The sequence below is a fragment of the Streptomyces sp. NPDC111656 genome (assembly GCF_055656965.1).
Map to the genome: position 1 here is coordinate 80,588 of NZ_JBVKCA010000021.1, position 26,237 is coordinate 106,824.

General features: G+C 70.7%; 23 protein-coding genes. 8 read left to right on the plus strand and 15 right to left on the minus strand.

Annotation, left to right across the window (positions count from 1 at the left end; translation table 11 throughout):
- Window positions 1-15: 15 nt before the first annotated feature.
- The 5 genes from ACZ7M3_RS42115 to ACZ7M3_RS42135 all read right to left on the minus strand — a co-directional run bounded on the left by ACZ7M3_RS42115 (window position 16) and on the right by ACZ7M3_RS42135 (window position 3,797).
- On the minus strand, window positions 16-657 hold the full coding sequence (locus ACZ7M3_RS42115; protein ID WP_472070838.1) for a PadR family transcriptional regulator: 642 nt from the start codon (window positions 655-657) through the stop codon (window positions 16-18).
- A gap of 103 nt (window positions 658-760) precedes the next feature.
- Window positions 761-1,012, minus strand: a complete 252-nt coding sequence (locus ACZ7M3_RS42120) for a type II toxin-antitoxin system RelE family toxin (protein ID WP_472070840.1) — start codon at window positions 1,010-1,012, stop codon at window positions 761-763.
- Window positions 1,009-1,269 carry a type II toxin-antitoxin system prevent-host-death family antitoxin gene (locus tag ACZ7M3_RS42125; protein ID WP_472070881.1) on the minus strand — a complete coding sequence of 87 codons (261 nt, stop codon included), beginning with the start codon at window positions 1,267-1,269 and terminating at the stop codon, window positions 1,009-1,011. Before ACZ7M3_RS42125 ends, ACZ7M3_RS42120 begins: the two co-directional genes overlap by 4 nt.
- Before the next feature lie 54 nt (window positions 1,270-1,323).
- Window positions 1,324-2,784: an aldehyde dehydrogenase family protein gene (locus ACZ7M3_RS42130; protein ID WP_351700210.1), complete on the minus strand. Its 1,461-nt coding sequence runs from the start codon at window positions 2,782-2,784 to the stop codon at window positions 1,324-1,326.
- 188 nt (window positions 2,785-2,972) lie between these two features.
- Window positions 2,973-3,797: a helix-turn-helix domain-containing protein gene (locus tag ACZ7M3_RS42135; RefSeq protein WP_054237466.1), complete on the minus strand. Its 825-nt coding sequence runs from the start codon at window positions 3,795-3,797 to the stop codon at window positions 2,973-2,975.
- 337 nt (window positions 3,798-4,134) lie between these two features.
- Between ACZ7M3_RS42135 and ACZ7M3_RS42140 the strand changes: the two genes are divergently transcribed.
- On the plus strand, window positions 4,135-4,653 hold the full coding sequence (locus ACZ7M3_RS42140) for an ATP-binding protein (RefSeq protein ID WP_179436476.1): 519 nt from the start codon (window positions 4,135-4,137) through the stop codon (window positions 4,651-4,653).
- Window positions 4,654-4,777: 124 nt separating this feature from the next.
- Here ACZ7M3_RS42140 and ACZ7M3_RS42145 read toward each other — a convergent pair whose 3' ends face one another.
- Window positions 4,778-5,047, minus strand: a complete 270-nt coding sequence (locus ACZ7M3_RS42145; protein ID WP_472070842.1) for a DUF397 domain-containing protein — start codon at window positions 5,045-5,047, stop codon at window positions 4,778-4,780.
- A gap of 916 nt (window positions 5,048-5,963) precedes the next feature.
- Between ACZ7M3_RS42145 and ACZ7M3_RS42150 the strand changes: the two genes are divergently transcribed.
- Together ACZ7M3_RS42150 and ACZ7M3_RS42155 are read left to right on the plus strand one after the other, a co-directional pair.
- Entirely contained in the window at window positions 5,964-6,434 is a 471-nt protein-coding gene (locus ACZ7M3_RS42150) for a hypothetical protein (protein WP_351310120.1), read from the plus strand.
- Between the two features lie 259 nt (window positions 6,435-6,693).
- A complete protein-coding gene (locus ACZ7M3_RS42155; RefSeq protein WP_472070844.1) occupies window positions 6,694-7,245 on the plus strand; it encodes a DUF4232 domain-containing protein in 552 nt (183 codons plus the stop codon).
- 52 nt (window positions 7,246-7,297) lie between these two features.
- Here ACZ7M3_RS42155 and ACZ7M3_RS42160 read toward each other — a convergent pair whose 3' ends face one another.
- Entirely contained in the window at window positions 7,298-8,446 is a 1,149-nt protein-coding gene (locus tag ACZ7M3_RS42160) for a DUF2786 domain-containing protein (RefSeq protein WP_472070846.1), read from the minus strand.
- Window positions 8,447-8,590: 144 nt separating this feature from the next.
- Between ACZ7M3_RS42160 and ACZ7M3_RS42165 the strand changes: the two genes are divergently transcribed.
- Window positions 8,591-9,340 (plus strand): Clp protease N-terminal domain-containing protein, encoded by a 750-nt coding sequence (locus ACZ7M3_RS42165; protein WP_472070848.1) that lies wholly within the window; start codon window positions 8,591-8,593, stop codon window positions 9,338-9,340.
- Window positions 9,341-9,387: 47 nt separating this feature from the next.
- Window positions 9,388-11,079, plus strand: a complete 1,692-nt coding sequence (locus tag ACZ7M3_RS42170; RefSeq protein ID WP_472070850.1) for a bifunctional 3'-5' exonuclease/DNA polymerase — start codon at window positions 9,388-9,390, stop codon at window positions 11,077-11,079.
- 50 nt (window positions 11,080-11,129) lie between these two features.
- Here ACZ7M3_RS42170 and ACZ7M3_RS42175 read toward each other — a convergent pair whose 3' ends face one another.
- The 6 genes from ACZ7M3_RS42175 to ACZ7M3_RS42200 form a co-directional block, all read right to left on the minus strand.
- Complete coding sequence (locus ACZ7M3_RS42175) at window positions 11,130-14,324, minus strand: AfsR/SARP family transcriptional regulator (RefSeq protein WP_472070852.1); 3,195 nt, start codon at window positions 14,322-14,324, stop codon at window positions 11,130-11,132.
- Between the two features lie 348 nt (window positions 14,325-14,672).
- A complete protein-coding gene (locus ACZ7M3_RS42180) occupies window positions 14,673-15,530 on the minus strand; it encodes a glycosyltransferase family 2 protein (protein ID WP_373559069.1) in 858 nt (285 codons plus the stop codon).
- 141 nt (window positions 15,531-15,671) lie between these two features.
- Window positions 15,672-16,118, minus strand: a complete 447-nt coding sequence (locus ACZ7M3_RS42185; protein ID WP_472070854.1) for a DUF3052 domain-containing protein — start codon at window positions 16,116-16,118, stop codon at window positions 15,672-15,674.
- A 204-nt stretch (window positions 16,119-16,322) separates the two neighbouring features.
- A complete protein-coding gene (locus tag ACZ7M3_RS42190; protein ID WP_472070856.1) occupies window positions 16,323-16,619 on the minus strand; it encodes a hypothetical protein in 297 nt (98 codons plus the stop codon).
- A 127-nt stretch (window positions 16,620-16,746) separates the two neighbouring features.
- A complete protein-coding gene (locus tag ACZ7M3_RS42195) occupies window positions 16,747-17,502 on the minus strand; it encodes an NPP1 family protein (protein ID WP_472070858.1) in 756 nt (251 codons plus the stop codon).
- A gap of 533 nt (window positions 17,503-18,035) precedes the next feature.
- The gene (locus ACZ7M3_RS42200) at window positions 18,036-18,503 is read right to left on the minus strand and encodes a MarR family winged helix-turn-helix transcriptional regulator (RefSeq protein ID WP_388533196.1); all 468 of its coding nucleotides are present in this window, start codon (window positions 18,501-18,503) and stop codon (window positions 18,036-18,038) included.
- A 256-nt stretch (window positions 18,504-18,759) separates the two neighbouring features.
- On the opposite strand from ACZ7M3_RS42200, the gene ACZ7M3_RS42205 reads away from it, so the two are divergent.
- Window positions 18,760-20,223 (plus strand): MFS transporter, encoded by a 1,464-nt coding sequence (locus ACZ7M3_RS42205; RefSeq protein ID WP_472070860.1) that lies wholly within the window; start codon window positions 18,760-18,762, stop codon window positions 20,221-20,223.
- Window positions 20,224-20,422: 199 nt separating this feature from the next.
- Here the strand turns inward: ACZ7M3_RS42205 and ACZ7M3_RS42210 are convergent, their stop codons facing one another.
- On the minus strand, window positions 20,423-20,620 hold the full coding sequence (locus tag ACZ7M3_RS42210; protein ID WP_095853337.1) for an MbtH family protein: 198 nt from the start codon (window positions 20,618-20,620) through the stop codon (window positions 20,423-20,425).
- Window positions 20,621-20,877: 257 nt separating this feature from the next.
- Here ACZ7M3_RS42210 and ACZ7M3_RS42215 point away from each other — a divergent pair, with 257 nt between their 5' ends.
- Window positions 20,878-23,874 carry an AfsR/SARP family transcriptional regulator gene (locus ACZ7M3_RS42215; protein WP_472070862.1) on the plus strand — a complete coding sequence of 999 codons (2,997 nt, stop codon included), beginning with the start codon at window positions 20,878-20,880 and terminating at the stop codon, window positions 23,872-23,874.
- 75 nt (window positions 23,875-23,949) lie between these two features.
- On the opposite strand, the gene ACZ7M3_RS42220 is transcribed toward ACZ7M3_RS42215, so the two are convergent.
- On the minus strand, window positions 23,950-24,132 hold the full coding sequence (locus tag ACZ7M3_RS42220; protein ID WP_388533205.1) for a hypothetical protein: 183 nt from the start codon (window positions 24,130-24,132) through the stop codon (window positions 23,950-23,952).
- Between the two features lie 245 nt (window positions 24,133-24,377).
- Here ACZ7M3_RS42220 and ACZ7M3_RS42225 point away from each other — a divergent pair, with 245 nt between their 5' ends.
- The gene (locus tag ACZ7M3_RS42225) at window positions 24,378-26,231 is read left to right on the plus strand and encodes an AfsR/SARP family transcriptional regulator (protein WP_472070864.1); all 1,854 of its coding nucleotides are present in this window, start codon (window positions 24,378-24,380) and stop codon (window positions 26,229-26,231) included.
- Window positions 26,232-26,237 lie beyond the last annotated feature (6 nt).

Consider the following 26,237-nt stretch of genomic DNA (forward strand, 5'->3'; position numbering starts at 1 on the left):
CGGCAGAGGGCGTGGCTACTCCCGGTCGCCGGGGTGTGGGGTTCCCGTGGCGTACGGGTTCTCCTCGCCGTCGACCAGGACGCCGACGAAGGGTTCGCCCTCCCCGGCGAAGGTGTACGCGCCGCCCTGGATGCGCTCGATCAGGCCCCGGGTCCACTGCGCGCCGGAGTCGGCGGAGTGGACCCAGAAGTTCATGATCTCGCCGATGTGGCCGAGCTGTCCGGGGCCGCCCTCGGGGGTGTAGTACCCGGTGACGGACTTGCGCCACTCCTCGATGGCGCGCACCCGCTCCTGGAGGAGTTCGAGGGTCTCCGCACGGCCGAGGTCGACCATGAAGCCGAGCGCGGCCGAGAGGATGTCCGGTTTCTGGTCGTACGCGGTCAGCGACCGGCGCAGCAGCGTGAAGTACTCCTCGGTGCCCTGGTCCGTGATCTCGTACTCGGTGCGCGGCGGGCCGCCCGCCGTGGACGGGGCGATCTCGTGGGCGAGCAGCAGTCCCTGTTTCGCCATCTGCTTGAGCGCGTGGTAGATCGAGCCGGGCTTGGCGTTGGACCACTCGTGCGCGCCCCAGTACTCGAGGTCGTTGCGCACCTGGTAGCCGTGGGCCCGCCCGTGCTGGCGGACGGCACCCAGCACCAGGAGACGGATCGCTGACATGCGGTCCAGGTTATGGGGGCAGATGAGGGCGCGGAGGTCAACCCTCCTGCGCGCGGGCGACCAGCTCGAGGGCGGTGGCGCCGTCCAGGGGTTCGCGGCCAGGTCACATCACGGTGCGTCCGATGTGCTCGATGTGGAGTGTGCGCGCGTCCGCGTCGATCCGGTAGAGGATGTGCCAGGGGCCGTGATGGAGGCGACGGTGGTCCACGCCCCATGCGCGCGACCCCTCGGGCCTCTCGTTCTCGGCGAGTTGGTCAGTGGTCCCAAGGAGGGCGTCGACGCCTTGGGGGTCGTCCTTGAGGTGCCCTGTGGCAGCGTTGAGGGCGGCCGGTTCCCAGAGAACGCGCCAGGTCACTCGCCCCTCCCCGCCACTTCGAGCAGTGCCCGGCGGGCCTCTTCGTGGGGGATGGGAGCCTCGGTAAGCCCAAGGGCGCGGTCACGCTCCAGGCGGGCCAGGGCCAGAGCGTCCTCGAGGTCCTCCAACTCGGCGGACGAGATGAGGACGGCCGCCGGGATGCCGCGATCCGTCAGAGTGATGTGCTCGTGCTGGGCGGCTCGGCGGACGAGGTCGCCGAGCTTGCCCCTCGCCTCGACGAGGGAATACGTAGGCAGACATGCACCCTGTTTACACCTGGATGCATGTCTGCCTACGTCGAAGCCGACGACTCAGAACGGGAAGAAGCTGCGGCCGTGCTGGACCGAGATCCACTTCTGGGTGGTGAAGGCGTCGACGGTCGTCTCGCCGTTCAGGCGGCCGATGCCGGAGTGCTTCTCGCCGCCGAAGGGGACCAGCGGCTCGTCGTGGACGGTGCCGTCGTTGACGTGGAACATGCCGGTGTCGATCTGCTTGGCGAAGGCGACACCGCGCTCGACGTCGGCGGTGTGCACGGCGCCGCTGAGCCCGTACGGGGTGTCGTTGACGATGCGGACGGCCTCCTCCTCGCCGTCGAAGGTGACGAGGAGCGCGACCGGGCCGAAGATCTCCTGCCGGAGGATGGCGGAGTCGGCGGGCAGGTCCGTCAGGACGGTCGGCTCGACGAGGTTGTCGGTGGTGGCGCCGCGCACCAGGGCCGTGGCGCCCTCGGCGATCGCCTGGTCGACGGCGCCGGTGATCGAGTCCGCCTGGGAGGAGTTGATGACCGGGCCGATGATCGTCTGAGGGTCGCTCGGGTCGCCGACCTTCAGCGTCTTCACCTTGGCGACGAACTTCTCGGTGAACTCGTCCGCGATCGAGCGGTCCACGAGAACGCGGTTGGCGGCCATGCAGACCTGGCCCTGGTGGACGTAGCGGCTGAAGACCGCCGCGTCGACGGCGTAGTCGATGTCCGCGTCGTCGAGGACCACCAGGGCGCTGTTGCCGCCGAGCTCCAGCACCACGCTCTTGAAGTGCGAGGCGCAGACGGTGGCGACGTGGCGGCCGACCTTGTCGGAACCGGTGAAGGAGATGACCTTCGGGACGGGGTGCTCGATGAAGGCGTCGCCGATCTCGGCGATGTCGGTGATGACGACGTTGAGCAGACCGCCGGGCAGGCCCGCGTCCTCGAAGATCTTCGCCACCAGGGAGCCACCGACGATCGGGGTGTTCTGGTGCGGCTTGAGGACGACGCCGTTGCCGAGCGCCAGGGCCGGCGCGACGGACTTCAGGGAGAGCAGGAAGGGGAAGTTGAAGGGGCTGATCACGCCGACGACGCCGACGGGGACGCGGTAGAGGCGGTTCTCCTTGCCGTCGATCGGCGAGGGGAGGATCTTGCCCTCGGGGCGCAGCGCCAGCTGGATCGACTCGCGCAGGAACTCCTTGGCGAGGTGAAGCTCGAAGCCCGCCTTGAGGTGGGTGCCACCGAGCTCGGCGATGATCACCTCGGTGATCTCGGCCTCGCGCTCCTCGATGATGCGCAGGGCCTTCTCGAAGACGGCGCGACGGGCGTACGGGTTGGTCGCGGCCCATTCCTTCTGGGCGCGCCGGGCGGCGAGGTAGGCCTCGTCGACCTCGTCGACCGTGGCTATGGTGATCGACGCCAGTTTCTCGCCGTTGTACGGGTTGAAATCGATGATGTCCCAGGAGCCGGTGCCCTGGCGCCACTCGCCGTCGATGTACTGCTGGGCCAAGTCGGTGAAGTAGGACGACATGTGCTCCCTCAATCCCCTTGCTGCCGAGGCAGACATCCGAGTCTGAGTCAGCAGACACATCCGATCAACGTCTGATCAGACGTCATCGTACTTGCGTCCAAAGGGAGTTGGAGAGCACCTCCGAAGAGTCCACGAAGTCTCACAGGCGAACAGACCGCGAAGACTCGCCGGAGGCGGTGGGGAGAAGGTCAGGAGAGCTGGAGCAGCCCCCGCAGCAGATCGCGGCTCTCGGAGGGCCCGGGGCTGTCCTGCTGCAACTGCTTGAGCGCGCCTTCGTACTGGGTGACGTCCTCGCGTTTGTCCAGGTAGAGCGCGCTGGTGAGCTGCTCCAGATAGACGACGTCCGACAGGTCGGACTCGGGGAAGCTCAGGATGGTGAAGGAACCGCTCTCGCCCGAATGGCCGCCGAAGCTGAACGGCATGACCTGAAGTCGTACGTTGGGACGCTCCGACACCTCGATCAGATGCTGGAGTTGCCCCCGCATCACCTCGCGGTCGCCGTAGGGGCGGCGCAGCGCGGCCTCGTCGAGGACGATGTGGAACTCCGGGGCCTTCTCGGAGACGAGGTACTTCTGCCGCTCCAGGCGCAGCGCGACGCGCCGCTCGATGTCGGCGGGCGAGGCGCCCCGCATGCCGCGCGCGACGACCGCGTGGGCGTAGGCCTCCGTCTGCAACAGGCCGTGCACGAACTGGACTTCGTACGAGCGGATCAGATGGGCCGCGCCCTCCAGGCCGACGTAGGTCGGGAACCAGCTGGGCAGCACGTCCGAGTAACTGTGCCACCAGCCCGCGACGTTGGCCTCCTTGGCGAGGGAGACGAGCGACGTGCGCTCGGCCTCGTCGGTGATGCCGTACAGCGTCAGCAGGTCCTCGACGTCGCGCGTCTTGAAGCTCACCCGTCCCAACTCCATGCGGCTGATCTTCGATTCGGAGGCACGGATCGAGTAACCGGCCGCTTCCCGGGTGATTCCGCGCGACTCCCGCAGGCGCCGCAGATGTGATCCCAGCAGCATGCGCCGCACCACCGAGCCACTCGACTCACCAGCGCTCACGTTCGTCCGCCTCCCCAACCGTCTTCAAGGGCCGAAGTCTGCCACTAAAACACTTCAAGCAGTACTCGTTCAGTTACAGAAACGGAAAGAGTCCAAAGGGGCCACACAGGAAAAGATCAGTAGAGCGTCAACAAGCGGGAAGAAGGTGACAGAAGAAATGACCAAGAAAGGGTGGAGGAAGGTCCAATTCGGGCGCGTGCACGTGCATCTGCCCTTGCATCTGCTGTACGCATTCGGAACCATGGTCCTCGCGCCACCGCTGCATCGCAACGACCGCGAACACCCGGGAGTGCCTCGCATGGGGACGAATGGATCGACCATGCTCGAGCCCTTACGGCAGGGACTTCCGCCGCTCGACCCCGCGGCTGTGTCCAGCGCCGCTTCCTGCGCCCTGCCGGCGCGCTACGAAGCGGTGCGCGAAGCTCGGCAGTTCACCCGCGGAACGCTGGACCAGTGGGACATCGGCGAGCGCTTCGACGACGTCTGCCTGGTGGTCTCCGAGCTCGTGACCAACGCCCTGCGGCACGCCCTGCCCTCGGACACGCCCCGTTCGGACGACCAAGGCGCGCCCGTGCGGCTGCACTTGATGCGGTGGACCTCACGTCTGGTGTGCGCGGTGCGCGACCCCAGTCACGACAGTCCGGTCGCGGGCGACTCGGAGGACTTCTCGGCGGAGTCGGGCCGGGGGCTGTTCCTGGTCGACTCGTTCGCCGACAGCTGGGGCTGGCACCCGCTCGCGGGCACGCTCAGCGGCAAGGTCGTGTGGGCGCTCTTCAGACTTCCACAGCCGGCCGCCGGCGGGGTTTCGGCCGAATAGAGAACCGCGGCGCTTTTTGGCGCCGCGGTTCTACGCGCGTTACGCGCCGCGAGAAGGTCGTTGCCGTCAGTTATGCCGGTTGCCCCACCCGAAGGTGTGCCCGGGTGTGCGGCGCCGACTCACGTCAGCCGGCGATCAGGTGGTCGAACTCGCCGTCCTTGATGCCCAGGAGCATGGCTTCGATCTCGGCGCGGGTGTAGACGAGCGCGGGCCCTTCCGGGAACCGCGAGTTCCGCACCGCCACGTCGCCTCCGGGCAGCCTCGCGAACTCCACGCAGGAGCCCTGCGAGTTGCTGTGCCTGCTCTTCTGCCAGGCCACCCCGGTCAGCGCGGTCGCAGCCATGCCGTTGTACACGTCTTCCAGGTCATCCACGTCGTACACGTCGTGGTCCACAAGTCGCTCCCCGGTCGTGCAGTGGCCGATGTGGCCATTGATGCAGTGGCCAACTGCCCCGGATCATAGCTCTGTTCATGTGCAGATGCATGGGCAGATGCACGTGCACGGGGGGTGGTCCCACGGTTACAGCTTTTACCGCCATTTGACTACCGAGTGTTGACCGCCCGACTACTGTCTGGTAATCGCCGGGCTGCATCTGGTCCAGCGTCTGCCCCGGGGAACGCATGACATGCGCTCTCCGGCCCCCGTGCATGATCTTCCACGCCATCATCCGTGCTGGGTCGTCCGGGTCGAATCCCTCATGCAATAAGAAGAGACGCGTACCGGGCCCTTCGAGTTTCAACGTTCACGTAATGGCCCAATCCGGAGGGGTCACCGGATCGGCGTCGCCCACCGGACGCGCGGCATCCGTTCCGGCTCGTACGCGAGAAGCCGCACGTCGACGGCGCCGGAGAAGCGGATCGTCCTCCGCAGCGGGGGGCGGGGATCTGTCCGGACGGGGTTGATGACGTGCCGACGCCAGGTTCAGTCTCGGCCTCGGTCCCCGCTTCGGGTTCGGCGCCCATGGGGTCGAGGAGTTCACCGAGGCCCTTGAGGCGGTCGTGCCGGGAGCGTTCGTACGGTGGAGCCGGTTCTGCAGGTGGGCGAGCGAAGCGCTCCCCGTCCGCAGCAGGTCGGTGTCCTTGTAGTCGATGTACATGATCCTGTCGCGGTCCAGCGGGTTGAGGGCGCGCGACAACTCCCTCAGAAGATTCGTAAGTTCTCCCGATGTCTCGCTCAGGGTGTTCGTGAGTGTGGCTGATAGCTTGCTGCGGTCGTTCCGGCGACCCCAGCGACACCATCACCCTTGGGGGCTTCAGTGACATCGGCGACTTCGGCGACCCTTCCGCGGCGGCGGACCCGGGGCGCGGCCATGGCCTTGGCCGCGGGTCTGGCGGGCACGCTCGCCCTGACCGGGTGCAGCAGCGACTCGGGGTCCGGCTCCGCGGACGGATCCGCTAGTCCCGGCGCGTCCGCCTCGGGGACGGCCGGCACGGGCGGCGACTCGGGCACTCCGTCGGCCGCCGCCGGCAAGCTGGAGGGCAGCTGGGTGGCCACGACCGGCGGCAAGGCCGTGGCGCTGGTGATCACCGGCAAGCAGGCCGGGCTCTTCACGACGGGCGGCACCGTGTGCACCGGGACCGCCGGTGACGAGGCGGGCATGCAGATGATCCACCTCAAGTGCACGGACGGGAACAAGGACCGCGCGACGGGCATGGTCGACTCCGTGAACAGCACGACGCTGAAGGTCACCTGGTCGGGGAACCTCGGCAAGGAGTCGTACACGAAGGCCGAGGGCGGTCAGCTCCCGTCGGGACTGCCGACGGCGAGCCTGGGCTCCTGACCGGCCCGACCCCTTCCTGACCCTCCCTGACCTGCACCGATCTACCCCGGTCGACGCTTGGCGGTGGGCCGCGGAATCCCTGAGACTCCGCGGCCCGTTCGTGTGTCCGTCGCTCATACCGTCGTCGCGGGGCGGCCTTCGGTTCGCATTCGGGATATATGCGGCACGGGAGAGGTGCGCGACAGGGGGGCCGCGCAACGCGCGCCCAGCGGTCTGCGTGATGATCCATGAGCACCTTCACGAACCCAGGGGGAAACCCATGCGCGCCCTTCCGATCGCCGTCGTCGTCGCCGCGGCGGCACTCACCCTCACCGCCTGCGACAGCGGCGGCAGCAGCAGCGACAGTGACGGCGGCAAGAAGGCCTCGACCGCCTCCTCCGCCGCCGCCTCCACGGCCTGCAAGATCGACCGGATCGGCATCCAGGTCGGCCCCGCCAACGCCGCCCCGGCCGCCGGCGACACCGGCAACGTGCCCGTCACACTCACCAACAAGGGCGCCGAGTGCACCCTTCAGGGCTTCCCCGCCGTCAAGGTGCTGGACGGGGGCACGGGTACGGACGTGCCCGAGGAGAAGTCCGCGACTCCGCCGAAGCTGACGCTGGCGGCGAGCGGTACCGCCTCCTTCACGATCACCTACGTACGGGGCACGGCGGGCGACGGGAAGAGCCTCGCCGCGACCACGCTGAAGATCGGCCTGCCCGGCGCCGCCACCACCCAGAGCTTCAAGTGGTCGTACGGTGCCCTCGCGGGCAAGACCGGTCCGAACGACCCGAACGCCTCCGTGAGCTCGTTCCAGCCCGCGGGCGACTGAGCGGCTCCCGGCACAAGCCGCGAGCGCTCAGCCGCCCCGCGCAAGCCGGGCGTCAGCGAAGCGGCGGACGTGCTCCGACCTGGGCGCGGTCCGCCGCCGCGGCCCCTTCCTGCCACCCGGCCGCGTCGTTGACCCCGCGCAGCCGGGTGGTGACGGTGTCCGGGAACATCCGCTCCATGTGGTCGTTGACCGCCACGTCACGGGCCGCCAGGACGGGCAGCAGCTCCGCCACCGGGGCCTGCGACGCGGCTTCCCCCTCGGCCCCCTCGGCGGCGGTCGCCAGCCGGTCGCCGATCCGGTGCGCGTACGCGGCCAGGAACGACTGCCGGAAGCTCTTCGTCCGCTTCCTTCCCCCGGCCCGCTGGGCCGCCTCCGCCTTCGTCATCGCGGCCGTGGCCTGCACGAGCAGCGAGGTGTAGAGGAGTTCGACGGCCTCCAGATCGGGTTCGAAGCCGACGACGGTCGAGAACCCGAGCGACTCGTTCCACACGGCGCGACAGCGGTTCGTGTCGGCCACCGCGTCCAGCAGCACCGCCTTGGCCGTCTCGTACGGCGGCTCGACACCGATGCGGCAGGCGCCGGGCGCGTCCTTGGCGTGCGTACGGGCCGCGAGCAGCGCCTCGTCGATGCTGTGCCGGGCCATCAGTTCCTGGGCCTTGGCACTCAGCGCCTCCGCCTCCTCCGGGAATCCGGTCGCCTCGGCCTTGGCGAGCAGCGCGCGGATACGGGTGAGCATGCGGGAGTCCTGGGAGGCGGCCGGGTGCCGTGACGTGACGTCGGACAGGTGCGTGTCGAGGGGTTCGAGGGTGGGGAGGCGGAGCAGCAGCCGGTACAGCTCCAGTGCGGCGGTCGCGAGCGAGAAGCGGTCGGTGCGCGGGGCGCGGGCGTCCAGCTCTTCGAGCTGCGCCGCCCAGCGCGGGCCTCGGGGCCGCCGGTCCCGGTCGGCCTCCGCGCGCACCAGCTCCGACACCAACTGCAGGTGTACGTCGTCCAACTCGCGCCGCACGATCCGTACGACGTCGGCCGGCTGCCAGCCGCGACGCCACGCCGCGGCGACGAACTCCTCGCCTCGGCGGGCGAGTTCGGCGTCGGAGGCGGGGTCGGCGGCGAGCAGCGAGGCGCCCGTGTCGAGGGCCGCGTCGCTGTCGGCGTAGAGCGCGGCCTCGAAGGCGCGCTCCACGGTGCTGGGCGTACTGCTCATGCGTCGATCGTGTCACGCCCGCCGAACCGGACCGTCCACACCCTGTGGACAGAGAGGGCGGAGAGGACGGAGAAGCCTGGACGGGAGCCTGGAGGGTGTCAACTCCGGGTTGACACCCTCCATCCGTCAACCTACGGTTGACGCATGACGACGAACCCACCTGCCAAGGCATCCGTACGTCTCGACGACCTCATCGAGGCCATCAAGAAGGTCCACACCGACGCGCTCGAGCAGCTCCAGGACGCGGTGATCGCGGCGGACCACCTCGGTGACGTGGCCGACCACCTGATCGGCCACTTCGTGGACCAGGCCCGGCGATCGGGCGCGTCCTGGACGGACATCGGCAAGAGCATGGGGGTCACCCGGCAGGCGGCGCAGAAGCGCTTCGTCCCCAAGGCCGAGTCGGACCTCGACCCCAGCCAGGGCTTCGGCCGCTACACGCCCCGCGCCCGGAACGCGGTCATGGCCGCGCACAACGAGGCGAAGGCCGCGGGCAACGCGGAGGGACTCACCGAGCACCTCGTCCTCGGCCTCCTCTCCGAGCCCGAGGGACTCGCCGCGAAGGCGATCACCGCGCAGGGCGTGACCCTGGACGCCGTCCGCGAGGCCGCGACCGCGGCGCTCCCGCCGGCCGCCGACGAGGTCCCGGAGCTCATCCCGTACGGCCCCGCCGCCAAGAAGGCCCTGGAACTCACCTTCCGCGAGGCCCTCCGCCTCGGCCACAACTACATCGGCACCGAACACATCCTCCTGGCCCTCCTGGAGTACGAGAACGGCAACGGCGTCCTCAGCGGCCTCGGCATCGACAAGACAGCGGCGGAGTCCTACCTCGCGCGCGTGCTGGAGGTCATCGCGGTGGGGGGACAGCCGAAGGACCAGCAAGAAGATCAGTAGGGCCGCGTCCGCGGCCGTTGTCAGACCCCCCTGCGAGACTCGGAACCATGAGCGACCGGTGGGCTCTCGGGCCGGCCGAGGACGGTGGTGCGGAGGTCGCCCCCCTCGGCTCCGACGGGCTGCCCGCGGGGCCGGTGCGCAGGGAGGCGGACCTGGTCGAGGCCGTGCGGGGGCGACCCGACGTGGTCCGGTGGGTCTGGCGGTCCACGGCCGAGGTCTATCCGCGTCTGCTCGCCGCGGGGGTGCGAGTGGAGCGGTGTTACGACATCGAGGCCGCCGAGACACTGCTGCTGGGCCACGAGGGCCGGCTCGGCGAGCCCCGGTCGGCGGCCGCCGCGCTGGCGAGGCTGCGCGGCGGCCCCGTACCGCCGGATCCTCCGCAGCGCTCCGCCGAGCCCGGCTCGCAGTCGTCCCTCTTCGAGCCGCGCCCGGTCCGCGTACCCCTGGAAGACCTCCTGGCGGTGTACGCCGATCAGCGCCGCCGGCACGACACGACCGCGCACCCGGAGCGCATGCACCTGCTGACGACGACCGAGTCCGCGGGCATGCTGGTGGCGGCCGAGATGAACCGCACCGGGCTGCCGTGGCGCGCGGACGTCCACCGCGAGGTCCTGCACGAACTGCTCGGCGAGCGGTACGCGGGCGGCGGCGAGCCCAGACGCCTCGCCGAGCTCACGGACGAGGTGTCGGCGGCCTTCGGCAGACGCGTCCGCCCCGACCTGCCCGCCGACGTCATCAAGGCCTTCGCGCAGGCCGGGATCAAGATCAAGTCCACCCGGCGGTGGGAGATCGAGACCATCGAGCACCCTGCCGTGAAGCCGCTGCTCGCATACAAGAAGCTGTACCGGATCTGGGTGGCGCACGGCTGGTCCTGGCTCCAGGACTGGGTGCGCGACGGACGCTTCCGGCCCGAGTACCTGCCCGGCGGGACCGTCACCGGCCGCTGGGTGACCAACGGCGGAGGCGCCCTGCAGATCCCCAAGGTGATCCGGCGTGCCGTCGTCGCCGACCCGGGCTGGCGGCTCGTGGTGGCCGACGCCGACCAGATGGAGCCGCGGGTGCTGGCCGCGATCTCGCGCGACCCCGGCCTGATGGAGGTCGCGGGCCGGGAGAGCGACCTGTACCAGTCGGTGTCGGACCGGGCCTTCGCCGGCGACCGTGCACAGGCCAAACTCGCCGTGCTCGGCGCGGTGTACGGGCAGACGTCCGGCGACGGCCTGAAGAACCTGGCCGCGCTGAGAAGACGCTTCCCCCGCGCCGTCGCCTACGTGGACGACGCGGCGCGAGCCGGCGAGGAGGGCCGACTCGTACGGACGTGGCTGGGGCGGACGAGTCCCCCGGCGGCCGGCGCGTCCGACGCCTCCTCGGAGGAGGCGGGCATCCCGCAGGACGAACCCGCCGAGCCCCTCGTGGACCAGGGCTGGGTGCCGGGCTACGCCTCCTCCAACTCCCGCGCCCGCGGCCGCTTCGCACGCAACTTCGTCGTCCAGGGCAGCGCCGCCGACTGGGCGCTGCTGCTGCTCGCCGCCCTCCGGCGCACCTGCGCGGACCTCGCCGCCGAGCTGGTCTTCTTCCAGCACGACGAGGTGATCGTGCACTGTCCGGCCGCGGAGGCGGACGCGGTCGTGGCCGCGATCCGGGAGGCCGCGGAGTTGGCGGGACGGCTGACGTTCGGCGAGACCCCGGTCCGCTTCCCGTTCACGACGGCGGTGGTGGAGTGCTACGCGGACGCGAAGTGACCCGGACGGCGGCCCGCTCCCTCAGGTGACCTGCTCCTGCGCCAGGTGACCTACTCCTCCTCCAGGAGTTCCTTCAGCGCTCCCACCACCGAGGTGTCCGTCCCGTCCAGCGCCGCGAGCGCCGACTTCCACAGCTCGTACGCCCCTGCGGCATCACCCTGCGCGTGCAGCAGCAGCCCCAGTTGATGCCGGGCGAGCCCGCCGGTGTACCGGTCGGCGCGCTGATCGGCCCGGAACAGCAGCAGGTCGCACTCACGCGCGGCCCGTTCGACATGCCCGACCCCGCGCAGCGCGCGCACCAGCCCGAGCCGCGTCTGCGACTCCCCGTGCCAGTCGCCATGACCGCCGAGGATGCGCAGGCTCTCCTCGAAGTGCGGTACGGCGGCGGCCGGTTCGCCGAGCGTCAGATGGGCGTAGCCGATGTTGCAGTGCGCGGAGTGCCGGATGATCACGTCGTCCATCGCGTCGCCGATCGCCAGACTGCGCTTGTGGTGGTCGATGGCGGCCCGGGCGTCCGTGTGCTCGTACAGATTGCCGAGGTGACTGTAGGTGATGGCCTCGGTGTGCGGGTCACCCAGTTCCCGGGAGAGTTCGAGGCTCTGCAGCAGCGCCTCGCTGGACTCGGCGTGGCGGCCCAGCCCCTCGAGGAGCATGCCGCGGTTGTTCAGACCGCGCCGGATCCACGACAGCACCCCGAGCCGCCGCCAGATCGCCAGCGCCTCGTCGTTCAGCGTCAGCGCCTCGCTCGCGCGGCCCGTCATGAAGTGCAGCCCAGCGAGGTCCCCGAGCGCGTACGCCTGCGCGGCCTCGTCCCCGAGCCGCCGCGCCGCGCCCAGCGCGGCCCGCAGGAGCACCTCCGACTCCGGGACGCGGCCGCTGCGCTGGAGGTAGGGGTTGAGCAGCCGCACCAGCACGGGAACGTACGCGGAGGTGTCCGCGTACCGCTCCACCAGCGCCACCACGTTCTCCAGTTCCAGGTCACCCCAGGCGAAGGCGTCCCTGGCGGTGCAGAACGGCGGCGTGGCCGCGGCGTCCACCGTGTGCGCGGCGGGCTGCGCGTTGGTCGGCCGGCTGCGGTCCTCGCGGTCGAGTCCCGGCTCGACGATCGCTTCGAGGGAGCGGGCGGCGACACCGGCGTACCAGCGCAACGCCCGCTCGGACACGTGGATGTCCGCGCCCCCGCCCCCGGGTTCCCCGTCCGTCTCGCCCGCGATCTCCCGGGCGAAGTCGCGGACGAGGTCGTGGGGTGCGTAGCGGCCGAACGCCGTCTCCTCCAGGAGCGCGACGTCGACGAGGCGGTCGAGGGCGGCCTCGGCACGGAACTCGGCGACGCCGGAGAGCCGGGCGAGCAGGGGCGCCCCGTACACGGGGAGGTCGAGCGCGCCGATGCCGCGCAGCACGAGCGCCGCGTCCTGGTCGGCCTCACGCTCCGAGGCACGCAGCGCGTCGAGCGCGACGGCCAGCGATCTGCGCACGCTCAGGTCGTCGTACTCCAGATGATGCAACCGCCCTTCGGTGGCGGCCAGTTGACCGGCCAGGACGTCCGGCGTGAGCGCGCGGCGCGCGGCGAGACGGGCCGCGACCACACGCAGGGCGAGCGGGAGCCGACCGGTGAGTTCGACGAGGGGGTGCGCACCGTCGAGGCCGTTCACCCGCCCGGACACCGCGCGCAGCAGCGCCGCGCTGTCCTCGACCGAGAGCGGCGCGAGCGGGAAGCGCCGCGCGCCGTCCAGCGCGGTGAGCGGTGAACGGCTCGTCACGATCACCGCGCACCCCGGGCCCGCGGGCAGCAGCGGCCGTACCTGAGCGGCGTGCGCGGCGTCGTCGAGCACCATCAGGGTGCGTGTCGGAGCCAGCATCGAGCGGAGCAACGCAGCGGCCGCGTCCGGGTGTTCGGGGATACGGCGCGGCTCGGCACCGAGGTCGCGCAGCAGCGCGGCGAGCGCCTGGCCGGGGGTGAGGGGGGTCATTCCGGGCGTGGCGCCGTGCAGGTTGACGTACAACTGGCCGTCGGGGAAACGTTCCCGCAGGTCGTGTGCCACATGCAGCGCCAGGGCACTCTTGCCGACTCCGGCCATCCCGCTGATGACGGCGACGGCCGGAGCGGAGGGGCTGGGGTGCCGGGCCGTGTCGAGGGCCACGTTCAGTTCCCGGCGTACGTCGGTGCGACCGGTGAAGTGGCCGGGCGGGGGCGGCAGCTGGGCGGGCCGGGGCGGGGCCGGTTCCGCCGGGGCGGTCCGCTCCGCGCGGTCTCCGTCCGCGACCCCGTTCCCGTCCCGGTCGTGTGCGGACTCGCCCCTCTCCCCCGCCCGCTCACGCAGGATCTCCACATGCGCCGCGCGCACCGCGGGCCCGGGCTCGACCCCGAGTTCCTCGACCAGGCGGGCCCGTAGGTCGCGGTGGACGGCCAGTGCCTCGGCCTGACGTCCGATGCGGTGCAGTACGAGCATCAGCAGCCGATGGAAGGCCTCACGCAGGGGGTACTCGGCGACAAGTGCGGACAACTCGGGTGCGAGAGCGGCGAGTCGGGTGGTGCCGGGGGCGCTGGAGGTGTGGGGGGCACCGGTGCCTTCCGTTGCTTTTGCGTCGGCGGAGGCTCCGGTGTCCCCGATATCGCCGATGTCACCGAAAACCCAGCCGACCCCGGCACCCTCGACTCGCCCGACCCCACCGGTACCCTCGCCCGCACCACCGGTACCAACACCCCCGGCTCCCGGCCCCGCAAGCCGCAACTCGGCCTCGTAGCGCCACTCCAGGACGAGCAGCCGTGCCTCCTCCAGGCGCTGGACGAGCGCGTGTCCGCCGAGTTCGGGCGGGACCCCGCCGAGCGGTGTGCCGCGCCACAGCGCGAGCGCCGCGAGGGCCTCGCGCAGCGCCCGCTCCCCGTCGCGCCCGGCGTGCGCGGCGCGCGCGGCCGTGACGTGGGACTCGAAGACGCGCACGTCCAACTCGCCCTCGCCGACGCGCAGGAGATACCCGGGCGGCATGGCCCGCAGCCGCTCCGGATCGTCGAGGAGCCGCCGCAGCCGGGTGACGTGGTTCTGCAACGAGGCCTGCGCGGACGCGGGCGGCGCCCCGCCCCACAACGCGTCCTTGAGCGCGTCCACCGAGACGACCCGGCCCGGCTCCAGGAGCAGCGCGACCAGCAGGGCGCGCATCTTGCCGCCGCCGATCGAACGAACCTCGCCGTCGGCGTCGTACAACACCGGAGGCCCCAGCAGCCCGAACCGCAGCCCGTACCGCATAGCCCGCCCCACTGCCTTTCCGTGCGATCGACCCGACCGGTTCAGACCGGTACCGACCACACCCATGGCGACTTCGCGCCTTCTTGCGACGACTTCACGCCGACCGACTTCCGGTTTCCGGGTTTCCGGATGGAAACCCGTTGGCGACATGTTAGCGATCCGTTGGCGCGGGCTGATGGGATCACTCCATCGGATCTGGCCCGACGGTGCGCGCGTACTACGCGTAACTCGGGGGAGTGTCGCCGCCGTGGCCGGATCCGGGGACAGAGAGGGCCCCGGTCGTCGGAGGTGAGCGACCGGGGCCCTCGTCCGCCCTGCCGCCAGCCGCCCATCGGCCGTCGGCCGCCGTCAGATGACGGGCGGGCGTCCCAGTCGCGTCAGCCGCCACACGGTCCGCCACCGCATCGGCCGCCGCTCGCCGCCCGACTGCCGCAGCCCTTCCGCGAAGCCGCCGAACCAGGCCCGCAGCCCGCCGAGCGACCGCGTCCGTGCGAGCGTCAGCAGCATCCAGATTCCCAGGTGCACGGGAATGAGCGGGAGGGGCAGCCTGCGACGGGTGAGCCAGACCCGGTTGCGGGCGGTGACCCGGTAGTAGATGGCGTGCCGGGCGGGCGAGGTCTTGGGGTGCTGGAGCAGCAGTTCGGGCTCGTAGAGCACGGTCCACCCGTCGTCGATGGCCCGCCAGGCCATGTCCGTCTCCTCGTGTGCGAAGAAGAACTCGGCGGGCCAGTCCCCGATCCGGGCGAGCATGGGCATGGCCAGCGCGTGTCCGCCGCCGAGGAACCCGGTGACCGGACCGCCCCGCATCGGATCCTTGGCCCCGACCCGGGGCACGTGCCGGCGCTGGGTCTCCCCGTGCTCGTCGGCGATACGGAAGCCGACGATGCCCAGGCGCGGATCGGCGGTGTACAGGTCCCGCACCTTGCGCAGCACATCCGCGTCGACCAGCAGTCCGTCGTCGTCCAGCTCGACGACGACGTCCACGTCCGCGAACTCCCTGAGCCGGGCGAGGCCCACGTTGCGCCCGCCCGGGCAGCCGAGGTTCTCGTCGACCTCGATGCCGGTCACCTCACCGGGCAGTCCCAGCCGCTCGGCGAACTCGGGCAGTGGACACCCGTTCCCCACGATCACGATCCGTGCGGGCGCGACGTCCTGCTTGGCCACCGAGGCGAGCAGCGCGTCGACCTCGTCGGGCCGGTTCCCCATGGTCACGACGGCAACGGCGATCCGAGGCCCCTCCGACACGACACCACTCCATCCCAGGCCGACAACTCTGCCCGCGATGCTAGCCGTTCACCCGGAGTCTCCCTCGCGTACGCCGCGTTTCCCCGCGCTCTCCGCATTTACTCACGTCGTACGAAGCTCTTTACGCCGTACGAACTTCAGTCCCGACCAGTCCTCCCCCAGCGCGGCCACCTTCACGTCGACCACCCCGAGCGGCAGGAAGATCTCGCGCAGGGCGTTCTCGGTGATGTCGCTGCGGTGCCCGGCCGCCCTGCGTGGCCAGGCGATCCAGAGCATCGCGTGATCGGCGAGGCCGCCCACCAGCGCGGGAGCCTCGGCGACCAGTTCCCCCAGGGACCGGTGGAAGACGACGGCGACATCGGCCCCCGCGGACCCGTCGCCCCCATCGCTCCCTTCGCCCCCGGAGACGGCACACCCCTCCGGCAGTCCGGGGATCTCCCACCCCTCGGGGCGGTGCACCAGCCGTACCCGCTGCCCGGCCTTGACGCCGATCTTCTTGGCGAGCGGCGTACCGGAGTACCCACCGCCGGCCGTACGCGACGTACTCACACCGGGCCCCTTCCCGCCCCTGCTTTCCACGCGGTCAGGGGCGAACCTGCTCGGGAACCTACTCGGCGCGGGGGCCACGACACGGGGTGCGCGCCCGGAGTCCCGTCAACTCTTACCGACTGTTGTCAACTCTTACCGACTCTTGTCGGCTCCTGCCGACCCTTGTCGGCTGTCGGCCCTGACCGGACGCACACCCGCGCGGCCTCAGGCGGCGTACGCGCCCCGCACCTCGAAACGCTCGGCGGACGGCGGGGCGGCCAGCCAGTCCTTCAGGCCCGCCTGGAACTCACGGAACTCCTGGACCGCGGAAAGCGGATTCTCGATCCCGTCCGCGATCTCGAGTTCCGCGAGGTAGGTGACTCCGTCGGGGAGCCGGTACGAGGCGTAGCGCACGCCCTTGGGCCGCGCGGCCTCGATCGCGGTGAACATCTTCCGCAGCGCCGCTTCGAGCTCGTCGACGCACTCGGGCCTCACCGTGGCACGCACCATCAGAACAGCCATGTCGTCATCTCCATCTCGTCCCTGTCACACCCGGCACACCGCCATCGGGGCCACGTGGGTGGCGCCATCTCCCTGACGCGCCCGGAGGCGGAGGTGTGACGGGGACGAAGAAGGAATCCTCGACCGGTCAGGCGTTGGGGTCGAACGAGATGCCCGCCGGCATGGCCTTCGTGAGGTGGGCAGCGAAGTTGGCGTCCTTGAGTCCGAAGTTGGCGCTGCCGAAGTCGTAGGCGCTCAGCTTGTCGCGCAGACCCGCCGGGTAGCCGTTCCAGCCGACCAGGGCCGGGTACTGCCAGGTGTGGTAGCCGTTCTCCGGCGGCTCGTCGCCCGAGTTCGCGAGCCGGAAGTCGTGGGTGCTCAGACCGTCCTTGTGGTAGACGATCTTGGGGTGCGTGCCGTCCCACAGGACCTGGTCGGCGCTGTAGACGTTGAAGTCGCCGTGCGCGGACGTGGAGACGTACTTGGCCTGTTTGTTCTGCACCCAGACCGCCACGTGCTCCCAGTCGTGGCGGTGCCCGCCGATCGTGGCCTGGTCCTTCTCGAAGTAGAGGCCGTAGAGGATCACGCACCAGCCGTTGTTGCACTTCTCGCGCGAGTAGCCGTTGGTGTTGTCGAGGTCCGAGGTGTCGTGGCACTCGCCGCTGACTGAACCCGAGGGCTTGAGGCCGCCGTTGATGGTCCCGTCGGGGCCGATGGCGGGCGTGGGGTAGCAGCCGTCCGTGTCGTAGTCGTACGCGGGCTGCCAGGTCTTCTCCAAGTCGTCCGCGTTGGCGGGCAGGGCCTTGGGCGGGGCGGCGAGCGCGCTGCCGGGGAAGGCGACGACCAGCGCGACGGCGCTGCCGAGGATGAGAGAGGCCCTGCGTACGCGCGAGCTCTTCTGCACTGCGTCCTCCTGAGGACCGCGAGGGGGGGTGGGGCAAGCGGTTTCTTTGGCATGCCCGGATCACCCTCACCTGACTCGTTGAGCGCTCAAGCGGTGCGGAATGTCGCAGGGGTGAAAGATCAACCAACAAAGGGGACGGGCGAGTTGCCGCCGAGTGGGCGGCGACAGCCGCGCTTGGCACGACCGCGCCCGTCGCGCGTACCTCCCGCGCCGGTCAGGGACGGGAGTACCGGAAGTCCGTCGCCGTCCGCGTCTTCGAGCGCGGCGGCACCAGGGTCGTGGACCGTTTCGCACGGCGGGACCACAACGTGCCCGAGTCCACGGTCGGCGGCAACGACATGTTCTCGACGCGGTCGTGGGCCTCTTCCGCGTCCGGAACGGGAAGACCGTCGGCAGCGGGACGTCACGCAGGCGGTACCGGAGACGTCCGCGAACGACGACACGACGACACGACGCTCCGAACCACACCGGGGCGGGCCCGAGAACCGGTCCGCCCCGAGTCCCCCGCCTTCCCCTTCACCCGCTTCACCCGCTCAACCGCGCGGCCAGGGACGCCCGTCGAGGCGCTCGATGTCGCGGTTGAAACGGCTGAGATAGGCGGCGAACTCGGCCACCTCCTCGGGGTCCCAGTCGGTCATGATCTTCTCCAGACCGTCCAGGTTCTCGGCGCGGTGGGCGTCCAGCCGGCGCCCGCCCTCCGCGGTGATGGCGAACTTGCGGGCGATGCCCCCCTCGGGGTCGGGCATGCGCTCGACGACCCCGGCCCGCAGCATCGCGGCGGTCTGCCGGTTGAGGGTGGACGTGTCCAGGCCGAAGGCCTCTCTGAGCTCACCGATGGACATCGGGCCCTGCACCTGAATGCGGCTGAGCAGGACGTACGCGCTGCGGTCCAGTCGCTCCTCACTCGTCCCGCGCCCCCGCGGGTTGAGCATGTGCATGTGGCGCCCGAGCAGCATGGTCTCGAATTCCAGCAGGTCAAGTCGCTTGTCCACGCGAGGCATCCTTCGGCTCCTGGCTCGCTTCCCCTACAGGAAAGCTACCTCCCGCCAGGTATACCACCGCGATGTGTATGATGCATTCGACGTGCATGATGCACATTACATGCAGCGTGCAACTCGCGTACGCCCTGCCCGCGACTCACCGCGATCCGGGTGATCCGGAGACGCGGCGGGCCCGCGGACGTGGCAGGCCCGGATCCCCAGCAGGCCCGGATGCGCAGCACAGCAACAAGCCCGGAAAGAGCAACAGGGAGTACCCGTGGACAGTTCCCAGCCCGCAGCCCGCTCCGGCGGTGTTGTCGGCATCCTCGCCTTCGGCGGCATCGTGGCCGCGATCACCCAGACACTGGTGGTGCCACTGATCGGGGAACTCCCGACCCTCTTCGACACCACCGCCTCGAACGCCTCGTGGGTCGTCACCGCCACGCTGCTCGCGGCTGCCGTGATCACCCCCGTCGCCGGCCGCCTCGGTGACATGTACGGCAAGAAGCGCATGCTTCTGGCCTCCCTGGTCCCACTGATCCTGGGCTCCGTGGTCTGCGCCCTGTCCTCCTCGGTCGTCCCGATGATCGCCGGACGCGGTCTGCAGGGCCTCGGTATGGGTGTGGTGCCCCTCGGCATCAGCCTGCTGCGGGACGTCGTACCGGCGGAGAAGCTCGGCTCGTCCATCGCGTTGATGAGCGCGTCCATGGGTGTGGGCGGCGCGCTCGGCCTGCCGTTCTCCGCGGCGATCGCCGAGAACGCCAGCTGGCGTGTGCTGTTCTGGGTCGTCGCCGCGCTGACCGTCGCGGTCGCCACACTGATCTGGTTCTTCGTGCCCGCGGGCCGCGAGAACACCACCTCGGGCAGCTTCGACCTGCTCGGCGCGATCGGCCTGGGCATCGCCCTGGTCTGCCTGCTCCTCGGCGTCTCCAAGGGCGCGGACTGGGGCTGGGGCAGCGGCACCACGCTCGGCCTGCTCGCCGCCGCGATCGTCCTGCTGCTGGCCTGGGGCTGGTGGGAGCTGCGCAGCGCCGATCCGCTGGTCGACCTGCGGGTGACCGGCCGGCCGCAGGTGCTGATGACGAACGCCGCCTCGATCCTGGTCGGCTTCGCGATGTACTCCCAGTCCCTCGTGATCCCCCAGCTGCTGCAGCTGCCCAAGGAGACCGGCTACGGCCTCGGCGAGTCGATGCTGGCCATGGGCCTGTGGATGGCCCCGGCCGGCCTCATGATGATGATCATTTCCCCGATCGGCGCCAAGCTCTCCGCCGCCAAGGGCCCCCGGATCACCCTGACCGTCGGCGCCCTGGTCATCGCCCTCGGCTACGGCATCTCCCTGCCGCTCATCGGAAACGGCTCCGCCTTGGGCCTGCTCGCCGTGACCATCGTCTGCAGCACGGGCGTCGGTTTCGCCTACGGCGCCATGCCCGCGCTCATCATGGGCGCGGTGCCCCAGTCGGAGACCGCCTCGGCCAACAGCTTCAACACGCTGATGCGCTCGATCGGCAGCTCCGTCTCGGCCGCCGTGATGGCCGTGGTCCTGGCCCAGATGACCACGAAGTTCGGCCCCGTCTCCCTCCCGTCCGAAAGCGGCTTCCGCGTCGCCATGCTGATCGGCTCCGGCGTCGGCATCGCCGCCGCGATCGTCGCCTTCCTCATTCCGACCCGCCCCACAGCCACCCAGCCGCAGGCGGACTCCCTCCCGGATGCCGCCCCCGAGGCGGTCGAGGCGAAGGCCTGACCCCACCCGCGCACCCGGGCCACACTCTCGCAGTATCAAAGAAACCGCAGGTCAGATCCCTGGCCTGCGGTTTTCTGGTGTTTTCTGGCCGTGGCGGTTCTCCGCCATTTCGGGCCGTGACCCGGACCGAGCGGAGGGACGAGGCGGAGCAGCCGGCACGGGGAACGGCAGACCGGGCCCGGCGGAATCAGGGGCAGAACTAGCGGAGCGAGGCCGGGCGCATGTCCGTCCAGGTGGCGTCGACATGGGCCAGGCACTCCTGGCGGGTGGCGCCCGTCAAGGTCGGCTCCCAGCCCGCCGGGACCTCCGCGAAGGACGGCCAGAGCGAGTGCTGGCCCTCGGAGTTGACCAGGACGGAGAAGGTGCCGTCGGCATCCTCGAAGGGGTTCGTTGCCATGTCAGCTTCCTCTGCTCGGCGGTGCCTCGCCCCTGTGCGGCGGCGAGCGGACGTCACAATCCACTCTCCGCGATGACCTATATTCCCTCTCCATCGGTCCTTCATATAGTGATTTGGATCAGAAAGGAGGTACATGATCACCCGGTATGTGGGTGCCGTGTGAACGCTTTATGGATCTTGGTTGATTCTGCGACGTGGCAAGGCCCACAATGTCTCGGCGACTCCGGGTGGGGGACTCGGGGGAAGTGGAGGGCGTCTTGCACCGGATCGACTTCAGGCTGCTCGGACCGCTGGACGTACGGGTGGACGGGGAACCCGTCAGACTTGGTGGTGGCCGTCAGCGCACCGTGCTGACGATGCTCCTCATCGCTCTGAACAGAGTGGTCTCCGTGGACGCCCTCATCGAGGCCGTCTGGGGCGAGGAGCCACCGGCCACCGCGCGGAACCAGGTCGCCATCTGTGTCACCGCGCTGCGCAAGACCTTCCGCACCTCGGCCGGCGTCGACGACCTGATCGTCACCTCCCACCCCGGCTACATCCTCGACCTCGGCGCGCATCGGATCGACATCCACGAGGTCGAGACCCGGGTGCGCAAGGCGCGGGAGCTGGCCCGGGCCGGCGACACCGTCCAGGCGTGCGCCCTGTTCACCGAGGCACTCTCGCTGTGGCGCGGATCCGCGCTCGACGGGGCCGCGGGCGGACCCATCGACCACGAGGCCTCCCGGCTCGCCGAGTTCCGGCTGGAGTTGCGCGAGGAGCAGGCGGGACTGCAACTGCGGCTCGGCCAGCACCGTTCACTCATCTCCGACTTGGCCGCACTGGTCCGCGAGCACCCGCTGCGGGAACAGGCCCGGGCCCATCTGATGCTGGCCCAGTACCGTTCGGGGCGACGGGCCGAGGCGCTGGAGATCTTCCGCGAGGGACGCCAGGTGCTCGTGGAGGAGCTGGGCATCGAGCCCGGCGCCGAGCTGCAGGAGCTGCACGAACTGATCCTGCGGGACGACCCCGAGCTGACCCTGCCGCCGGAGCCCCAGGCCGCCCCGGAGCTGCGTACCGTGCCCGCGCAACTCCCCTCGTCGGCCGCCGCGTTCACCGGGCGCGGCCGGGAACTTGCGCTGCTCGACCGGCTGCTCGACGGGGAGGGCCAGGAGTCGCCGCTCGCCGTGGCGGCCGTCTCCGGCATTGCCGGGGTCGGCAAGAGCGCGCTCACGGTGCACTGGGCCCACCAGGTCGCCGGGCGGTTCCCGGACGGCCAGCTCTTCGCCGACCTGCGCGGCTACGACGAGTCGGACTCGCCGCAGGCGCCGACCGCCGTGCTCGACCGGTTCCTGCGCGCGCTCGGCGTGCCGGGGCCCCAGATACCGGGCGACCAGCACGAGCGGGCCGCGCTGTACCGGTCGATCCTGGACGGCAAACGGATCCTGGTGGTACTCGACAACGCCCGGTCGTTCGCGCAGATCAGGCCGTTGCTGCCGGGCGGCCGCCACTGCTGTGTACTGATCACGAGCCGGGACGCCATCGACGACCTCACCGGCGACTACGACGTACACCGCATCGAGCTGAACGTGCTCGGCCAGGCGGAGGCGACCGCCATGCTCGGTGCGGTGGCCGGACCGGAGCGGATCGCCGCCGACCCGGAGGCCGCCGCCCGGCTCGGCACGCTCTGCGACCGGCTGCCGCTGGCACTGCGGATCGCGGGCGCCCGGTTGACCGCCAAGCCCCACTGGTCGGTCCGGCACCTGGTGCGACGCCTGGAGGACCAGCGACGCCGGCTCGACGAACTCAGCCCCAACGAGGGCGGCGTGCGAGCCGGTTTCCGGCTCAGCTACCGCGATCTGCCGCCCGCGGCGGCCCGCATGTACCGGCGGCTCGGGCTGCTGACCATGCCCGACTTCGCGGCATGGGTCGGCGCGACGGTGCTCGACACCGACCCGATCGAGGCCGAGGACCTCATCGAGGAACTGGTCGACGCCCAGCTCCTGGAGGTCGCCTCGGGCCGCCCCGGCGAGCCGCCCCGCTACCGCTTTCAGACCCTGCTGCGCCTGTTCGCCTGGGAGTGCGCCCAGGAGGAGGACACCCCGGAGGAGCGCGAGGGCGTCCTCGACCGGGCCCTGGACGGCTGGCTCTCGCTGTGCTGGGTCGCCTACCAACGGTTGTACGGCGCCGAGTTCGCGTCCCTGGACGGGATCCCGGGGCCGAACCTTCCGCAGTCGCTGGTGGAGGAGCTGCTCACGGATCCGATGGAGTGGATGGAGGCGGAGCACAGCGCCCTGGTCGACGCGGTCCGGCAGGCCGCCGAGACCGGCCGGGCCGCCCATGCCTGGAAGTTGGCGCTGCTCAGCAACCCGCTGCAGGAGTCCCACAACTATCTGGAGGAGTGGGAGATCTGCTCCGAGCGCGCGTTGGCGGCCGCTCAGCGGTGCTCCGACCGCCAGGGCGAGGCCAGCATGCAGCGGCTGCTCGGCGGGGTCGCGCTGCACACTCAGCGTTACGAGATCGCCGAGGGGCGGCTCAGGGCGGCTCTGCGGATCTTCGACGAGATCGGCGACGTGGCGGGCGCCGCCCTCACCCGGCGCATGCTCACCCACAACGCGCGGGTACGCGGCGACCTCGACCAGGCGCTGCGGGACGGCGAGGCCTCGCTACTCGGCTTCCGGGAGATCGGGGACGCCCGCGGCGAGTCGCACGGGCTCGGCGCCCTGGCACAGATAGAGCTGGAGCGCGGAAACCTGGAGCGCAGCCTGCGGCTGTCCACCGAGGCCATCGCCCTGAGCCGGGCGACGGGGCTGGTGCGCGGCCTCGCACAGTCCATCCTCCGCCTGGCCGAGGCACTGATGCGGCACGGCCGGCTCGACGAGGCGGCGAGCGAGTGCGACGAAGCCCTGAGGATCGTCCGGGAGCACGGCGACCGGACCGGCGAGGCCCACATCCTGCGGCTCGCGGGCGAGATTCTCTGGCGGCAGGGGAATCTGACCGAGGCGGAGGTGACCCTGCAGCAGGCGTTCACGATCGCCGACGAGATCAACGACCATCTGCTGCGGGCCCGGGCCGAGGCCAATCTGGGCTGCCTGGACCTGCTGGCCGGGCGGGACGGGGCAGTGGGCCGGCTGCGCCGGGCCAGGAACACCTTCGCCGAGTACGGCGCCAGACCACAGGGCGAACGGATCACCCTGGTCATGGACTCGTTGACGGCGGAGCATCCCCCGTACGGGCCGTCGCCCGAGGAGCTCCGGCAGTTACTCTCCGCGCACTGACCCTCCCGCCGAAACAGAGCGCCTGGACGGAGCGAGCCCCGCACCTGCGCCAGGTGCGGGGCTCCGTCACTCGGGTCAGCTCCAGGGGTTGTTCTCGTCGACGACCGCCGGGGTGTCGGCGATGACGACGACCGACGGGGCCTCGACGGCCCGGACGGACGGCATCTCAACCGCGCCTGTGCCGCCGACCAGCAGGACACCGCCCAGAGCGGGCGCGCCGAGAACCGAGGCCAGGAAAGTGCGGGTGCTGCTGCGCATTACTTCTCCCCCATATAAAAACAGTCATTCGTACGCCATGTGCGGGTGAACGTTTCGTCAACCGCCCCGACCGCTCGCCTTGTCTGCGGTGTGCCCGGTGCGACAGGAGAAACGTTATGGATCACACCTGTCGACCCGATGTTGTTTCGATTTTGCCCCTCACGAAATCGAGCCGAAAAGACGTCAAAAATGAGCCGTCCTACCCTCCAAGAGTGTTCATCACAGAACTCACAACGGGGGCCCACATGGAATTTCGACTGCTAGGACCGGTCGAGGCGAGCCGGGGCGGCACCGTCGCCGCACTGTCGGGTTCGAAGATCCACACGGTGCTGGCGGCGCTGTTGCTGGCCCGCGGCCGGGTCGTGTCCGACGGCCGCCTCAGCCACCTGCTGTGGGGCTGGTCGCCGCCCGCGACGCTGAACTCGCAGATCTACACCTATGTCTCGCGGCTGCGCAAGCAGCTCGGACCCGATGTCGAGATCGCGCGGCAGCAGCCAGGATACGTACTGCGCCCCGGAAACAGCAGCATCGACTTTCTCGAATTCGAGCGGCTCGACCGGCTCGGCCGGAAGGCGTTGCGGCAGCGAGACTACGAAACGGCCGGTAACTTCCTGAGGGACGCACTCGAACTCTGGCGGGGGCCCGCGCTCGCGAACGTCACCGAATTCCTTTCGGAAGTCGAGATTCCGCAATTGGACGACGCCCGCGCGGCGACCCTGGAAAACCGGATCGAGGCCGATCTCGCCCTCGGCCGGCACCAGGAGATCACCGCCGAGCTGACCGGTCTGGTGACCCGCCACCCCACGCGCGAGAAGCTCCGCTCGCAGCTGATGCTGGCCCTGCACCGCTCGGGTCGGCAGTCCGACGCCCTGCATGCCTACCACCACGGTCGCCGCATCCTCGCCGACGAGCTCGGTGTCGACCCCGGCGCCGAGCTCGAAGCGGCGTACCACATCGTGCTGCGCGGCGAGCGGACCCCGCCGCCCGCCACCGCGGCGCCCGCGACGCTGCCCGCCGACACCGTCGCCTTCACCGGCCGGGAGGACCAACTCGCCTCCCTCTGCGAGCTGGTGAGGCCCACGCCGGGCCGCGACGCCTGGCGCCCCCGGCGCTTGTTGATCACCGGCATGCCCGGCATCGGCAAGACCGCGCTCGCCGTGCGGGCCGCGCACGCCAGCACCGAGCACTTCCCCGACGGGCAGCTCTACGCCGATCTGCGCGGCCCCGACGGCACCCCGAAGGACCCCTGCGACGTCCTGCTGCGGCTACTGCGGGCGCTCGGCGAGACCGGTCTCGACCGGGAGAGCCACATCGCCGACGACCTCGACGAGCTGGTTCGCCGCTACCGCACCCGCACCGCGGGCAAGCGCCTCCTGCTGGTGCTCGACAACGCCTCCGGCGACCTCCAGCTGGGTCCACTGCTGCCCGGCAGCCCCGACATCGCGGTCATCGTCACCGCGCGGACCCCTCTCACCGAGACGGTCGGCGCGCACACCACGGTGCTCGGCCCGCTGGACGACGCCGCCGCGCACGAGCTGCTGCGCACGGCGGCCGGTCCCGGCCGGATCGACGCCGCACCCCAAGCGGCCCGGGAGATAGTGGCGCACTGCGCGGGGCTCCCGCTGGCGCTGCGGATCGCGGGAGCCCGGCTCGCCGCCCGGCCGCACTTGTCGCCGGACCGGCTCGCCCAGCGACTCGCCGACCCGCGCACCCGGCTGCTCGAACTCCGCCTCGGCGACCTCGATGTACAGCGTTCCCTGGGCCGGCCGCTGGAGGGGCTCGACCGGCCGAGCCGGGCGCTGCTCGGCCGGCTGCCGCTGCTTGGTCGAGAGCCCTTCCACGCAGCGGCGGCCGGGGTGGCGTTCGGCACCGGTGAGGCCGCGGCCGAGGAGGTCCTGGAGCAGCTGGTGGACCTCTCGATGCTCGACCTGTGCGGCATCGACCGCCGCGGCCTGCCGCTGTACCAGCTGCACCCTCTGGTGCGACTGCTCTTCCAAGAGCCGCTGGAGGACGCCGTCGGGTCCGGATCCCTGCCCGGTTCCGCCCCTCGCTCCACCCCGCTCCCCGCGTCCGGCTTCGGTCTCATCAAGGCGGGCTGACACGGG

Bases quoted from the DNA above. Each gene is read 5' to 3' on its own strand.
- ACZ7M3_RS42140 (WP_179436476.1), top strand. From the start codon at position 4,135: ATGGGGACGAATGGATCGACCATGCTCGAGCCCTTACGGCAGGGACTT.
- ACZ7M3_RS42180 (WP_373559069.1), bottom strand. From the start codon at position 15,530: ATGGGGAACCGGCCCGACGAGGTCGACGCGCTGCTCGCCTCGGTGGCC.
- ACZ7M3_RS42170 (WP_472070850.1), top strand. From the start codon at position 9,388: ATGAGCGACCGGTGGGCTCTCGGGCCGGCCGAGGACGGTGGTGCGGAG.
- ACZ7M3_RS42220 (WP_388533205.1), bottom strand. From the start codon at position 24,132: ATGCGCAGCAGCACCCGCACTTTCCTGGCCTCGGTTCTCGGCGCGCCC.
- ACZ7M3_RS42130 (WP_351700210.1), bottom strand. From the start codon at position 2,784: ATGTCGTCCTACTTCACCGACTTGGCCCAGCAGTACATCGACGGCGAG.
- ACZ7M3_RS42150 (WP_351310120.1), top strand. From the start codon at position 5,964: ATGGCCTTGGCCGCGGGTCTGGCGGGCACGCTCGCCCTGACCGGGTGC.
- ACZ7M3_RS42160 (WP_472070846.1), bottom strand. From the start codon at position 8,446: ATGAGCAGTACGCCCAGCACCGTGGAGCGCGCCTTCGAGGCCGCGCTC.
- ACZ7M3_RS42135 (WP_054237466.1), bottom strand. From the start codon at position 3,797: ATGCTGCTGGGATCACATCTGCGGCGCCTGCGGGAGTCGCGCGGAATC.
- ACZ7M3_RS42210 (WP_095853337.1), bottom strand. From the start codon at position 20,620: ATGGCAACGAACCCCTTCGAGGATGCCGACGGCACCTTCTCCGTCCTG.
- ACZ7M3_RS42190 (WP_472070856.1), bottom strand. From the start codon at position 16,619: ATGGCTGTTCTGATGGTGCGTGCCACGGTGAGGCCCGAGTGCGTCGAC.
- ACZ7M3_RS42225 (WP_472070864.1), top strand. From the start codon at position 24,378: ATGGAATTTCGACTGCTAGGACCGGTCGAGGCGAGCCGGGGCGGCACC.
- ACZ7M3_RS42155 (WP_472070844.1), top strand. From the start codon at position 6,694: ATGCGCGCCCTTCCGATCGCCGTCGTCGTCGCCGCGGCGGCACTCACC.
- ACZ7M3_RS42200 (WP_388533196.1), bottom strand. From the start codon at position 18,503: ATGCCTCGCGTGGACAAGCGACTTGACCTGCTGGAATTCGAGACCATG.
- ACZ7M3_RS42165 (WP_472070848.1), top strand. From the start codon at position 8,591: ATGACGACGAACCCACCTGCCAAGGCATCCGTACGTCTCGACGACCTC.
- ACZ7M3_RS42115 (WP_472070838.1), bottom strand. From the start codon at position 657: ATGTCAGCGATCCGTCTCCTGGTGCTGGGTGCCGTCCGCCAGCACGGG.
- ACZ7M3_RS42175 (WP_472070852.1), bottom strand. From the start codon at position 14,324: ATGCGGTACGGGCTGCGGTTCGGGCTGCTGGGGCCTCCGGTGTTGTAC.